Annotated in this window: 10 protein-coding genes and 1 tRNA gene; 7 read left to right on the forward strand and 4 right to left on the reverse strand. The window is 35.6% G+C overall.

Annotation, left to right across the window (positions count from 1 at the left end):
* Positions 1 to 93 precede the first annotated feature (93 nt).
* Positions 94 to 723: a 4'-phosphopantetheinyl transferase family protein gene (locus LX80_RS00535; RefSeq protein WP_111293510.1), complete on the forward strand. Its 630-nt coding sequence runs from the start codon at positions 94 to 96 to the stop codon at positions 721 to 723.
* On the opposite strand, the gene LX80_RS00540 is transcribed toward LX80_RS00535, so the two are convergent.
* The 4 genes from LX80_RS00540 to argS form a co-directional block, all read right to left on the reverse strand.
* Positions 715 to 1,812: a hypothetical protein gene (locus LX80_RS00540; protein ID WP_111293102.1), complete on the reverse strand. Its 1,098-nt coding sequence runs from the start codon at positions 1,810 to 1,812 to the stop codon at positions 715 to 717. The two genes, LX80_RS00535 and LX80_RS00540, sit on opposite strands and share 9 nt — an antisense overlap.
* A gap of 12 nt (positions 1,813 to 1,824) precedes the next feature.
* Complete coding sequence (locus LX80_RS00545; RefSeq protein ID WP_111293103.1) at positions 1,825 to 3,081, reverse strand: DUF2130 domain-containing protein; 1,257 nt, start codon at positions 3,079 to 3,081, stop codon at positions 1,825 to 1,827.
* A 109-nt stretch (positions 3,082 to 3,190) separates the two neighbouring features.
* Positions 3,191 to 3,274 (reverse strand) — tRNA-Leu (locus tag LX80_RS00550).
* 72 nt (positions 3,275 to 3,346) lie between these two features.
* Positions 3,347 to 5,134 (reverse strand): arginine--tRNA ligase, encoded by a 1,788-nt coding sequence (gene argS / locus LX80_RS00555; RefSeq protein WP_111293104.1) that lies wholly within the window; start codon positions 5,132 to 5,134, stop codon positions 3,347 to 3,349.
* Between the two features lie 135 nt (positions 5,135 to 5,269).
* Here argS and LX80_RS00560 point away from each other — a divergent pair, with 135 nt between their 5' ends.
* The 6 genes from LX80_RS00560 (at position 5,270) to LX80_RS00585 (ending at position 13,021) form a co-directional block, all read left to right on the forward strand.
* Positions 5,270 to 5,695: a GtrA family protein gene (locus LX80_RS00560; RefSeq protein ID WP_245897893.1), complete on the forward strand. Its 426-nt coding sequence runs from the start codon at positions 5,270 to 5,272 to the stop codon at positions 5,693 to 5,695.
* Positions 5,696 to 5,821: 126 nt separating this feature from the next.
* Positions 5,822 to 7,735 (forward strand): molecular chaperone DnaK, encoded by a 1,914-nt coding sequence (gene dnaK, locus LX80_RS00565; RefSeq protein WP_111293105.1) that lies wholly within the window; start codon positions 5,822 to 5,824, stop codon positions 7,733 to 7,735.
* A gap of 81 nt (positions 7,736 to 7,816) precedes the next feature.
* Positions 7,817 to 8,878, forward strand: a complete 1,062-nt coding sequence (gene namA / locus LX80_RS00570; protein WP_111293106.1) for an NADPH dehydrogenase NamA — start codon at positions 7,817 to 7,819, stop codon at positions 8,876 to 8,878.
* Positions 8,879 to 9,100: 222 nt separating this feature from the next.
* The gene (locus tag LX80_RS00575; RefSeq protein ID WP_111293107.1) at positions 9,101 to 9,310 is read left to right on the forward strand and encodes a hypothetical protein; all 210 of its coding nucleotides are present in this window, start codon (positions 9,101 to 9,103) and stop codon (positions 9,308 to 9,310) included.
* 133 nt (positions 9,311 to 9,443) lie between these two features.
* The gene (locus tag LX80_RS00580) at positions 9,444 to 9,848 is read left to right on the forward strand and encodes a c-type cytochrome (protein WP_245897895.1); all 405 of its coding nucleotides are present in this window, start codon (positions 9,444 to 9,446) and stop codon (positions 9,846 to 9,848) included.
* Positions 9,849 to 10,003: 155 nt separating this feature from the next.
* Positions 10,004 to 13,021 carry a 4-alpha-glucanotransferase gene (locus LX80_RS00585; RefSeq protein WP_245897897.1) on the forward strand — a complete coding sequence of 1,006 codons (3,018 nt, stop codon included), beginning with the start codon at positions 10,004 to 10,006 and terminating at the stop codon, positions 13,019 to 13,021.
* Positions 13,022 to 13,064 lie beyond the last annotated feature (43 nt).

Genomic DNA, 13,064 nt, shown 5'->3' on the forward strand with positions numbered 1-13,064 from the left:
ATTTCATTGCTTACACATGGCATAATGTTACCTTTGTACCATGCGCACTGCAATATAATTCGGAATTGTGCAAAATGTAGCATTCTAAAATATATGCCACTGTTTTATCAACAAAATATTAACCAAAACACTCGTTTAGCCATTTGGCATATTACAGAACCCTTATTATTTTTTTTAACTAAAGTACCCATTCAAAAAACCATAACTCATCCGCATAAGCAGTTGCAACATGCTGCCGGTCGTTATTTGTTGCCTTATTTGTTTGAAGATTTCCCATACGATGAAATTTTAATTGCCAGTACCCGTAAACCTTATTTGCCCGATGAGCAATACCATTTTTCCATTTCGCATTGTGGCGATTACGTTGCCGCAATTGTTAGTAAAAATGAACGGGTTGGCATTGATATTGAGAAACCGCAGCAAAAAATTGTGAATATCAGTACCAAGTTTTTGCATAAAGAAGAATATCAGTTTTTGCGTTATGGTGGCGATTTAATGGCTACTACCACATTATTATGGAATGCCAAAGAAGCTATGTTTAAGTGGTGGGGATTAGGAAAAATTGATTTTAAAACCATGCTTCGAATTGAACAAATGGATGCTGCTTCGCAAACTTTAAAAGGATGTTTTAGAAAAAATGGTATTCAGCAACCTTTGGAATTGCATTATGAATTATTGCCCGACTTGTGTTTAGTATGGGTAAATACCCCTACGTTAGTGTAATTTACCGGGCGTTGCCTGCTTAGGAATTAAGGATAAACTTTTTCGCAAGTTTTGTTTTAGTTGCGTCTTTACTATTTGGCCCATTGTATTGGCTTTTAAGAATACCGATTGATGAAAGTGATTACTCAATTCTTGTTTTAATTGTAAAACCTTCTCCGGTTTCGAAATTTCATCGTTACACATAATATCTAACAATTCTTTTATTCGATATTTGGCAGATGATAATCTGAATGCCATTAATGTTTTTTCTTCTGCTTGATACTGTGCTATGGATTCTTGATTCAAATATTTGCTTACCAATGCTACAAAAGGATTGTTCTCTTTAAAAAATTGAGGCAGATATAAGTTTTTTCTTCCTTCATATGATTGCTGATCAAAGTCAATAGCACGAATACGATATTGGTAGCCTTCAATATCGGGCGTAATGTTTACCACAAAGTTATAGCTGCGCATATCGCCTAATAAGTGCGTAAAACAACGCTCATTGAATTTTACAAACTCTTTTGCAAGCCTTACTGCATTTAAATCGGGTGCGTGTAAATATTGGTCAATGAATTTATCGCCGGGTATGCCGGGAATATGTTCTTCAATTAAGGTGTTTTTAGAAGTGAAATAAGTAATTCGGTTGGGTGATAATAAGTGTTCTAATTCTAAACCATATACTCGGCTGGCATCTGCTTGTTTAATATAGTATTGATCTTGATTGTCGTTAAATTTATTGATAATTTTAATTCTAAACGGTTGGCTATTGCCGAAATAACAAAAGTCGATGCCGGCTACATCTAAATGATTAATGAAACTAAAATCGCCTTTGGTTTTTAATATGGCATAATTTTTTACTAAGTTTTCTTTTAAAAATTCCAAATCGCGCATATCATAAATAGCACTTTCCCAAAATGTATCATGGTTATTGGCATCTTTAATTGGAACGGTATAAATAAACCTTGTTAAATCGCTATATAACGTGGGCAATTGTAATTCACGCCCAAAGCGTATTAAGTAATGCCTTAATTCAGCATTAATGGGATAAATAGGCTTTTTACGGCTTGGTTTATAAACATTAAACGATGTAGTAGAATCGGTTAACATAAAGGGTAGGGATTAATCAGGTAAAAACAGGTTTGATTCATCATGCATTAAATTCAAATTTACGGTATCACTACCTGCAATGCCTTCAACGGAACCTTTGATATGTGCGGCATTTAGCAATACTTTTTCCAGTTGTTTTTCCCTTGCTTTCCACAGTTTTTCCATGGCAATTCTTTCCTGTTGAATAGATAGTTTTAATTGCATGAATCCTTCGCTAATGGCATTCCATTGTTCTTTAAATTCTGCACCGGTAAGGTAATCATACAACATGGTCATTTTTTCACCCTTATTTTCCTGGCTTTTTTTGGCTTCTGAAATTTTAATAAGTGCATTGCGTAAAAGTGCTGCTACACTTCTAACTTCTGAAAATGAACAAATGTAAACGCCATCTTTTTCGCCAAAGTGTTCCATTTCTTTGGGCATTGCCTGAGTAACCAACACAGCTACATCAGCACCAAGATGACGCATATCAACTTTTATTTTTTCAATCCATTCTTTGTTAAAGTCTTTTGTGCGTTTACTTTCATAAATAATAGTACCACAGGTTTGTGCAAGTGCATTGCGAACAGTTTGTATGCAATCTGCACCTTTTATTCCTTTTCCAACTTCGCTAACAATATCAAAAGGGAAGGTGCTGCGTAATAATTCTTCCAACAATAATTCCTGTACTTCGCCTTGTAGTTGCATGGAGCCTTGTTCGGCCTTACGTTTCATTTCATCTACCAGTTTTTTTTGATCTTCAATTTGTTTCTCAAGTTCCTTCATTCGCAATTGGTATTGTTCCTCCTTCAACGTCATTTTTTCTTGTTCCACTTGCATTACTTCTTGCTTTAGCTTTTCTCTTTCTGTTAATAACTTGCGTTGTAAGGTTAATTCCAATTCAGCTTCTTTTTGTTGTAACAATTGTTCTTTTTGTAAAAACTGCAATTCTTTTTCTTGAGCAATTTTTAATTTCTCTCTAAAATCAGCTTCATTCTTTTGCAGTATTTGCAATTTGGCTTCAAAGTCGGCAGTAATGCGCTGCTGAATTTGTTTTTCCAGTTCGGTTTGCAGCTTTTGTTTTTCAAGCAGTAACTTGTTATTAAATTCTGCTTCTTTATTTTCCAGTTGTTTTAGCAGTTGCCCTTCTTTTAATTTATATTCTTCATCCTTGCCTTTTTGCCATTCAACCATTTTTTTTCTTAATTCATTTTGAATTTCTTCTCTAATGCTATCGCCCGGCTCAAATTGATGATTACACTTAGGACATGTTATAATAAATGAGGACATACAACTAATATTTTTATTTTAAACAAATGTACTATAAATGAATGGGGTAGCGCAATGGTAGCATTATTGCATAAAAAAACCATTGTTCATAAAACAATGGTTTGCTGAGTGCGGAAGAGGAGATTCGAACTCCCACGCCCGTTAAGGCGCTACCACCTCAAAGTAGTGCGTCTACCAATTTCGCCACCTCCGCAGGCATTCTTTCAACAAAAATAAATAAATACCCTTTTGTAACAAGTTCTATTTTTTATTTATTTAATTGTTTTTACATTCGTTCGGGTACCTGAATTCCTAATAAATTCATGGAAGTTTTAATTACATAAGCCGTTAAAGTAGCCAGCTGAATTCTAAATTGTTGTTGAACGCTATTAGATTCGTGCAAAATAGAATGATCAACATAAAACGAATTAAAAGTTTTGGCCAGGTTAAATACATAAATAGCCAATATAGATGGATTTAACGTATTGGCTGCATCTGATATAAAACCGGGAAATTGTTCCAATGCTTTTACCAGTTCAGTTTCTAATTCACTAAGTTGCAAGGCTGCAGTATTTTTAATTTCAACGGCAGGTTGTTCCTTTATTTTGCGCAAAATACTTTTAATACGGGCATAGGTATATTGAATAAAGGGACCGGTAAATCCATGAAAGTCAATGCTTTCTTCCGGGTTAAAAATCATTTTCTTTTTAGGATCAACCCTTAGTAAAAAGAATTTTAAAGCTCCTAAGCCAAGGGTATGATACAATTGTTCTAATTCGGCAGCAGTGAAATCATTTACTTTTCCTAATTCCTCGGTTTTTTCACGTGCTATTGCAATCATTTCTTTTACAATATCATCGGCATCTACTACAGTACCTTCTCGGCTTTTCATTTTACCATGTGGAAGTTCCACCATGCCATAGCTTAAGTGATAAATTTGTTTGGCAGAGGGTAATCCTAATTTTTCGCAGATTAGTTTTAGTACTTTGAAGTGATAGTTTTGTTCATCGCCTACCACATATATGGTTTTGGATGGATGAAATTCTTGTTCGCGTTGTTCGGCTAAACCAATATCTTGGGTTATGTAAACAGAGGTTCCATCTTTTCGTTGTACAATTTTTTCGTCTAATCCATCGGCGGTTAAATCAATCCATACACTGCCATCTTCTTTTTTGTAAAATACCTTTTTGGCTAAACCTTCTTCCACCAACTTTTTCCCCAACAAATAGGTTTCACTTTCATAATAAACCTTATGAAAATCGCTGCCTATTTTTTTATAGGTTTCCTCAAAGCCTTGATAAACCCATTCATTCATTTGTTTCCATAATGCCAATACTTCCGGTTTACCGGCTTCCCAGTCAACCAGCATTTGCTGCGCTTCCTGCATTATTGGGGCCTGTTTTTCAGCATCTTCTTTTGAGTAACCTTTTTCAATAAGTTGTTCAACTTCAGCTTTGTACAGGTCATTAAACAATACATAATAATCGCCTACAAAATGGTCGCCCTTTGTATGGGTGCTTTCAGGGGTAGCACCTTTTCCCAGTTTAAGCCATGCTACCATGCTTTTGCAAATATGTATGCCCCGATCGTTTACAATGCAGGTTTTTATTACATCGTATCCATTTGCCTCTAAAATGGCAGCAATACCCCAACCTAAAAAATTGTTACGCAAATGCCCCAAATGCAAGGGTTTATTGGTGTTAGGGGATGAGTATTCTACTAAAATTTTTTCTTGTTTTTTGGGTGATAAGCCAAAATGTTCATTTTGCCAGTTATTGTTTAAAAACTGTTGCCAATAGCCTGCTTGAATACTTAAGTTTAAAAATCCATTAATAATATTGCATCCTTCAAAAACTTCTGCATGGTTTTGAATAAAATATTGCCCTATTTTTTCACCAATTTGGTTGGGCGATTGCTGTAAACTTTTGCTGTAACTAAATAAAACAATGGTGTAGTCACCTTCAAATTCTGGCTTAGTTTCATTCACCAAAACTTGATTATATGGGATTTGAAATTGAAATAATTGTTGAAGCGCGTTAGAGGTATAGGTTTTAATGGTATCTACTATATGCATATTAACAATTTGGGTTTGCAAATCTAACGTATTTATGTGCTACCTTCGCAGCCGTTTATGCGGTCTGTTCATAATTTTATACGTAGCACCATATTACAAATAATTGACTGGTTTTACCCCTGGTTTAAAAAAATAATGCCCAAGCAAACCTTTCGTTATGCAGCGTGCGGTGGGTTTAATACATTAACAGATATTACTTTATTTTTCGTTGCCTACAATTTTATTTTTCACAAAAAGCCCATTCAAACACCTGTTATACTTATTTCAGCACCCATAGCTTCGTTTTTTTTTAGCTTTTTGGTTACTTTTCCGGTAGGTTTTTACTTAAGCCGCTATGTGGTTTTTCAGCAAACAGAAGCAAAGAAAACAGTACAGTTGCGCAAATACTTTATGGTTGTAATGGGCTGTTTATTTTTGAATTATATCTTCCTCAAGTTATTTATTGAAGTGTTTCATTGGTATCCTACTCCCTCTAAAATAGTTACCACCTTCTTCGTGATTATTTTCAGCTATCTATCACAAAAGCATTACACCTTCAAGGCAGTTTCATCGGTTGATTGACAGTCATTCCGGTACTTTTAAGCTGATGGGCTGACAATTTTGCATTTTTTCTGTCAATGGCATAATCGTTGCCAAGATTAAACGAATTAAAACTGAAATCGTAATCAGCAATAAAATTTATTTATTATGGGAAAAATTATAGGAATTGACTTAGGAACCACCAACAGTTGTGTGGCTGTTATGGAAGGTAACGAGCCCGTTGTAATTGCCAATGATGAAGGACGTAGAACTACCCCTTCTGTAGTGGCTTTTTTGAAAAATGGAGAGCGGAAAGTTGGTGATCCTGCAAAACGTCAGGCTATTACCAATCCTCATAATACCATTGCCAGCGTTAAGCGCTTTATGGGTAGAAGGTTTGATGAGGTAACGGAAGAAATTAGCCACTGGAGTTATAAAGTAGTAAAAGGGGATAACAATACCGTAAGAATTGATATTGATGGACGTTTATATACTCCACAAGAAATTTCTGCCATGATTCTTCAAAAAATGAAGAAAACTGCAGAAGATTATTTAGGTCAGGAAGTAACAGAAGCTGTTATTACAGTTCCTGCTTATTTCAACGATGCACAACGTCAGGCAACCAAAGAAGCGGGTGAAATAGCCGGTTTAAATGTACGCCGTATTGTAAATGAACCTACTGCTGCCGCTTTGGCATATGGTTTAGACAAAAAACATGACATGAAAATTGCCGTGTTTGACTTAGGTGGCGGTACATTCGATATTTCTATTTTGGACTTAGGCGATGGTGTATTTGAAGTAAAATCAACCAATGGCGATACACACCTGGGAGGTGATGACTTTGATAAGGTAATTATGGATTGGTTGGCAGATGAATTTAAAAAAGATGAAGCCATTGATTTGAGAAAAGACCCCATGGCTTTACAGCGTTTAAAAGATGCAGCCGAAAAAGCGAAAATTGAACTAAGTTCATCTTCTGAAACCGAAATTAATTTACCCTACATTACTGCCGTAGATGGTGTGCCTAAACATTTGGTAAAAAAATTAAGCCGAGCCAAATTTGAGCAATTATCAGATAGTTTGTTTGAGCGTTGTTTAAAACCTTGTGAAGCCGCTTTGAAAGACGCTGGTTATACAGCTTCTCAAATTAATGAGGTTATTTTGGTAGGAGGTTCTACTCGTATACCTAAAGTGCAAGAAATTGTAGAGAAGTTTTTTGGTAAAAAACCCAATAAAGGCGTAAATCCTGATGAAGTGGTAGCTGTTGGTGCTGCTATTCAAGGTGCCGTATTAACCGGTGAAGTAAAAGATGTGTTGTTATTAGACGTAACTCCACTTACTTTAGGTATTGAAACCATGGGTGGTGTGTTAACACCAATGATTCCGGCCAATACAACAATACCAACTAAAAAGTCAGAAATATTTTCAACTGCAAGCGATAATCAGCCCGGTGTACAAATTCATGTACTGCAAGGTGAACGCCCACTGGCAAAAGATAATAAGAGCTTAGGTATGTTTAACTTAGACGGCATACCACCGGCACCAAGAGGTGTTCCACAAATTGAAGTAACTTTTGATATTGATGCCAATGGTATGTTGCATGTTAGTGCAAAAGACAAAGGCACCGGAAAAGAACAAAAAATTCGTATTGAAGCAGGTAGTGGATTAAGTAAAGAAGAAGTAGAAAGAATGAAAGCAGAAGCTAAAGCGCATGAAGCTGAAGATAAAGCTGCTAAAGAAAAAATTGAAAAATTAAACCAAGCCGACAGTTTGATTTTCCAAACAGAAAAACAACTGAAAGAATTTGGGGATAAAGTACCTGCCGATAAAAAAGCACCTATTGAAGACGCTTTGAATAAGTTGAAAGAAGCCCACAAAAATCAAGATATGAATAACCTTGATAGTGCAATGGCTGCTTTAAATACTGCATGGACAGCTGCCAGCGAAGAAATTTATAAAGCTCAAGCTGCAGCAGGTGCACAAGCCGGTACTGACGGTAACGCAACCAATAATACTTCTGCCGGTCAACAAAATGCCGGAGGTGACACCGTAGAAGATGCACAGTTTGAAGAAGTAAAATAAAATTACATTATACCCCTTTAATAAAAGCCCCTGCAACAACGTAGGGGCTTTTGTGTTATTATACAATATCAATTATAATCTATGTCTTTATTGTTTCAGCCCATTACCATTAAAAATGTTTCTTTTAAGAATCGTATTGTTGTTTCCCCTATGTGTCAATATTCAGCAAACGATGGCTTTGCAAACGACTGGCATTTGGTACATTTAGGCAGTAGGGCAGTAGGTGGTGCCGGACTGGTATTTACCGAAGCGGCTGCTGTTAGTGCTGAAGGCAGAATTAGTCCCGCTGATATAGGAATTTGGAAAGATGAGCATATACCCATGTTGCAACGTATTGCCGCATTTATAGAACAGCAAGGCGCAGTACCGGGTATTCAGTTGGCACATGCAGGAAGAAAAGCCAGTTGCCGAGCACCTTGGGAAGGAGGTATGCAAGTACCCATTGCAGAAGGAGGTTGGCCTGTATTGGCACCCAGTGCTATTCCATTTAAAGAAACAACTTTACCTGTTGAAGCCCTTACAATTTTACAAATAAAAGAAGTGCTGCAACAATTCAAAATAGCAGCTAAGCGTGCATTAACTGCAGGGTTTAAAGTGGTTGAAATTCATGCGGCACATGGTTATTTAATTCATCAGTTTTTATCGCCAATCAGTAATCACCGTACAGATGAGTATGGCGGAAGTTTTGAAAATAGAATAAGGTTTTTATTGGAAGTAGTGCAATCAGTTCAAGAGGAATGGCCATCTGATTTGCCCTTATTTGTTCGAATTTCAGCAACAGATTGGCATGAACAAGGTTGGCAATTGGAAAATTCTGTTGCATTGGCCCACCACTTAAAACGGATAGGTGTTGATGTAATTGATTGCTCTTCGGGTGGCAATATTCCACATGCTCAAATTCCTGTTGCACCGGGTTATCAGGTGCCATTTGCCTCTACCATTAAAAAGGAAACAGGTATTTTAACCGGAGCAGTTGGGTTAATTACCATGGCTGCACAGGCCAATGAAATTTTGGAACAACAATTTGCAGACTTTATTTTCATGGCTCGTGAGTTTTTACGTAACCCTTATTTCCCAATGCATGCGGCCAAAGTGCTAAATGAAGAAATGCCTTGGCCCAAGCAATATGAAAGAGCAAAATAAATAAGGAATATCGTACATAAGTATTATTAACAAAGCTTTTATCCATGGAAATAATTGTTATTATAAAAACATTTCGTACATTTGCACCCGCATTTGAGTATATAGCTGTACCTCTACTTACGGATTAACAACTTGCCATTGTTTTTCTTCTCTAACGATTATTGATTTTTTCCGCAAGCATGCCCATGCTAATTTTTATTTTAAAAAATTAATAATAATGTTATGGAAAACAAGCAAAAAGGATCATTAGTGCAAATTGAAAAAGAACAATTGAATCAATTGGTTTCTGAAGTAAAAGAAACAGTTGCAGTTAATTTAAATGATTATGTCCCTGCAAAATCTAAAAACATCAGTGCAGCAACTGTATGGCACATTCAAAATCAAAAAAAACGTGCATTAAGACAAAAGCTTACTAATCGTTGGGGATTATAATTTTTTTTCGGTTTTTAAATTACAGTGTTCAGCCCGGATTTTTTTCCGGGTTTTTATTTTAAGCAATATTTCAACTAAAATAATTGCTCATTCTGTGCTTAATGGTTATTTTTAATCAACAAATCTTTGAGCCATGAATGAAAACAAAAGAAAAATGAAGGTTTTATTGGCCCTTGCTTCCATTTTAGTTATTGGGATTTTATCATTTACCCTGCCAAATCAACCCAAACCCAGAAATTTAAAAGTATTGCCTCAGAATATCAGTCATGATAGTTTGGAGCATGTTATGGATGGCTTTAAAGCTGCATTGGGCGTAAAATGTTCTTTTTGCCATGCCCCCTCAAAAACTCAACCCGGCAGAATGGATCCTGCAAGTGATGAGAATCCCAAAAAAGATATTGCACGTGAAATGATGCGTATGACCATGGAAATTAATTCCAAATACATTAGCCAAATTCAAATGGGCGATACCGCTAAAATACAAATGGTAACTTGTGCTACTTGTCATAGAGGTAAACCCAAACCCGAATTGCAGTAAAATGCTTTTAAACACATTACAACCGGTTATATTATTAACCGGTTTTTTTATACTGTTTTGTTTATAAATCGGGTATAAAATGTTTTGTTGGTATAAATTAATGTGTTTAATTTACACATTAATTGTTTAACTTGGCACTATAAAACTTAGGAAAATTGGCAAAAAAACTAACGATTTCTGACCCCGGTTCCAATGAGCCAGCAAAGAAAACCACTGCAAAAAAAAGTAGCGAAGAAAAATCTATTAAAAAAGAAATAAATGCAACTGCAAAGGCTACTTCAAGTTTAAAAGCCGGCAAGGATTCCAAACCCAAGAAGTCTGCAGGCCTTAAAAAAAAGGAACCCGCTACCAATAAAAAATTGGATGCAGTAGTAGAAGATATTTCGAACAAAAAAACGGCAAAGAAGAAGACCGCTGAACCCGGGGAAAAGAAAACCAAGAAAACCGGATTTGAAAACATTGAAATTACTTTTTATTTAAAATTTTCCACACACTTTGGGCAAAACTTATTCATTTCCGGCAATCATAATTCGTTAGGTAATGGTATTGTTGAGCATGCCTTACCTATGCAATATTTCAATAACAATTATTGGAAAGCAGAATTAACTTTAAACTTGAAAGAAATTCCCGAAGAAGGCATTACCTATCATTATATCTTAAAAAATGAAGATGGTACGATAAGTTATGACTGGGGTAACGATAAAAAAATTTTACCGGCCTTTTGCAAAAAAGAGGCTATAATTATTGAAGATGCCTGGAATTTTGCAGGTTATTACGAAAACGCTTTTTATACCGAACCTTTTCAACAAATTTTATTACCTAAACACAATACCGTTGTTCAAGCTTTAAAATTAAATACCACAACCACTCATTTAATTAAAGTTAAAGCACCATTATTAAATGAAAATGAAACATTATGCATTTGTGGCGAGGGAACAATTTTTAATAACTGGAATGTTGAAAAACCTTTACTGCTAAAGCGTTTGCCTAATGAACCTGTTTTTTATGTTCAAATAAAAATGCCGTCAACTGTAAATACTTTGCAGTATAAATTCGGTATTTATAATAATGCAACAAAACAATTTGTTCGTTATGAAAACGGCAACAACCGAGTTTTAAAAAATTGGGCTAAAAAAGAGAAACAAAATTTAGCCATTGTAAACGAAGGGTTTGCCGTACTACCCAATAATACATGGCGTGGTGCCGGAGTGGCCATTCCTGTTTTTAGTTTAAGAAGTGAACAGAGTGCCGGTGTTGGCGAATTTTCCGATTTAAAATTATTGGTTGATTGGGCTAAGCAAACCGGTTTAAAATTAATTCAAATATTACCGGTAAATGACACTACCGCTACCCATACATGGACAGATTCTTATCCATATGCAGCCATTTCCGCTTTTGCATTACATCCATTATATATTCATTTAAAAGCAGCAACAAATGCAGAAAACTTACATTTGTTGCAGGCTATAGAAGATAAATGCAAACAATTAAATGAATTGCCTGCTGTTGATTATGAAGAAGTAATGCAATTAAAATTAGCCTACTTACAGCAAATTTATCCATTGCAATGGCAGCAATTGTCACAGAGTAGCGACTATAAAAACTTTTTTCAAAATAATCAACACTGGTTAGTGCCTTATGCTGTATTTTGCTATTTGCGTGATACTTACGGTACTTCTAATTTTAGCCAATGGCCTGAACATAGCACCTATAACGAAGCAGTTGTAAATGAAATGGCACAACCTAGTTCTGAACACTATAAGGCTATTGCATTTCATTTCTTTGTTCAATTTCATTTACACCAACAATTATTGGAAGCTACAAATTATGCACACCAGCATGGTATTATTTTAAAAGGCGACATCGCTATTGGTGTATATAGAAATGGGGCAGACACCTGGCAAGAGCCACATTTGTTTCATTTAGACAGACAAGCCGGTGCCCCACCTGATGATTTTGCCATAAAAGGTCAAAATTGGGGATTCCCAACCTATAATTGGCAGCAAATGATGAAAGATGGATTTGCTTGGTGGAAAAAACGCTTCGAACAAATGAGATATTATTTCGATGCGTTTAGAATTGATCATATTTTAGGCTTTTTTAGAATTTGGAGTATTCCATACCATGCTGTTGAAGGTATTATGGGACGTTTTGTTCCCGCCATTCCGGTGCATGTAAATGAATTATTTGGCAGAAATATTTGGTTTGATTATCACCGCTTTACGCATCCATTCATTAATGATGATGTGTTGAATGAATTGTTTGGTAACGATGCCGAATTTGCGAAGAATAATTTTTTAGAGTATAATGGATTTGGAAATTATACTTTAAAAGAGGCTTACAATACACAACGAAAAGTTGAGCAATACCTTGCACATTGGAATGATGATGATTTTACGCATAAAATAAAGCAAGGCTTATTTAACTTAATCAGCAATGTTATTTTATTTGAAGAAGAGGGAAGTAATGGTCAACAGTTTCATTTTCGGTTTGGCATGGAAAGTACTACTTCATTCCGTTTTTTAGATGGCCATTCACAACAACAATTGCGCGATTTATATATTGATTATTTCTTCCGCAGACAAGATGATTTTTGGAAAAACGAAGCTTTACAAAAATTGCCTGCATTAAAAAAGGTAACCAATATGCTTATTTGTGGGGAAGATTTGGGACTTGTTCCGGCATGTGTTCCTGATGTAATGCGGCAATTAGGTTTGTTGAGTCTTGAAATACAACGAATGCCTAAAAATCCGCAACAAACCTTTTTCCATCCTAACGATGCACCTTATTTAAGTGTAGTTACACCTTCTACTCATGATATGAGTACTATAAGAGGTTGGTGGGAAGAAGATAAACAAAAAATTCAGCAATTTTATAATAATGAATTAGGGCAATGGGGTGCCGCACCTTTTTATTGTGAAGCATGGATTAATAAGGCCATTGTTGTACAACATTTGTATTCACCGGCCATGTGGAGCATTTTTCAATTACAAGATTTATTAGGTATGGATGAAAACATTCGTAGAAATGATCCCAATGATGAACGTATTAATGTTCCGGCAAATCCTAAACATTATTGGCGCTACCGCATGCACTTAACTTTAGAACAATTGAATAATAGTAATGAATTTAATCATCTGTTGCAGCAGTTAGTGCATGATAGTGGAAGATGATGTTTATTCCATAAAAAATGAATAAACCGGTTTTATGCCGGTT

Origin of the sequence: Hydrotalea sandarakina (genome assembly GCF_003254115.1) — a bacterium.
Lineage (GTDB): Bacteria > Bacteroidota > Bacteroidia > Chitinophagales > Chitinophagaceae > Hydrotalea > Hydrotalea sandarakina.

Excerpts from the sequence above, each read along its gene's own strand:
- LX80_RS00535 (WP_111293510.1), top strand. The coding sequence starts at position 94 with ATGCCACTGTTTTATCAACAAAATATTAACCAAAACACTCGTTTAGCC.
- LX80_RS00540 (WP_111293102.1), bottom strand. The coding sequence starts at position 1,812 with ATGTTAACCGATTCTACTACATCGTTTAATGTTTATAAACCAAGCCGT.
- LX80_RS00545 (WP_111293103.1), bottom strand. The coding sequence starts at position 3,081 with ATGTCCTCATTTATTATAACATGTCCTAAGTGTAATCATCAATTTGAG.
- argS (WP_111293104.1), bottom strand. The coding sequence starts at position 5,134 with ATGCATATAGTAGATACCATTAAAACCTATACCTCTAACGCGCTTCAA.
- LX80_RS00560 (WP_245897893.1), top strand. The coding sequence starts at position 5,270 with ATGCCCAAGCAAACCTTTCGTTATGCAGCGTGCGGTGGGTTTAATACA.
- dnaK (WP_111293105.1), top strand. The coding sequence starts at position 5,822 with ATGGGAAAAATTATAGGAATTGACTTAGGAACCACCAACAGTTGTGTG.
- namA (WP_111293106.1), top strand. The coding sequence starts at position 7,817 with ATGTCTTTATTGTTTCAGCCCATTACCATTAAAAATGTTTCTTTTAAG.
- LX80_RS00575 (WP_111293107.1), top strand. The coding sequence starts at position 9,101 with ATGGAAAACAAGCAAAAAGGATCATTAGTGCAAATTGAAAAAGAACAA.
- LX80_RS00580 (WP_245897895.1), top strand. The coding sequence starts at position 9,444 with ATGAATGAAAACAAAAGAAAAATGAAGGTTTTATTGGCCCTTGCTTCC.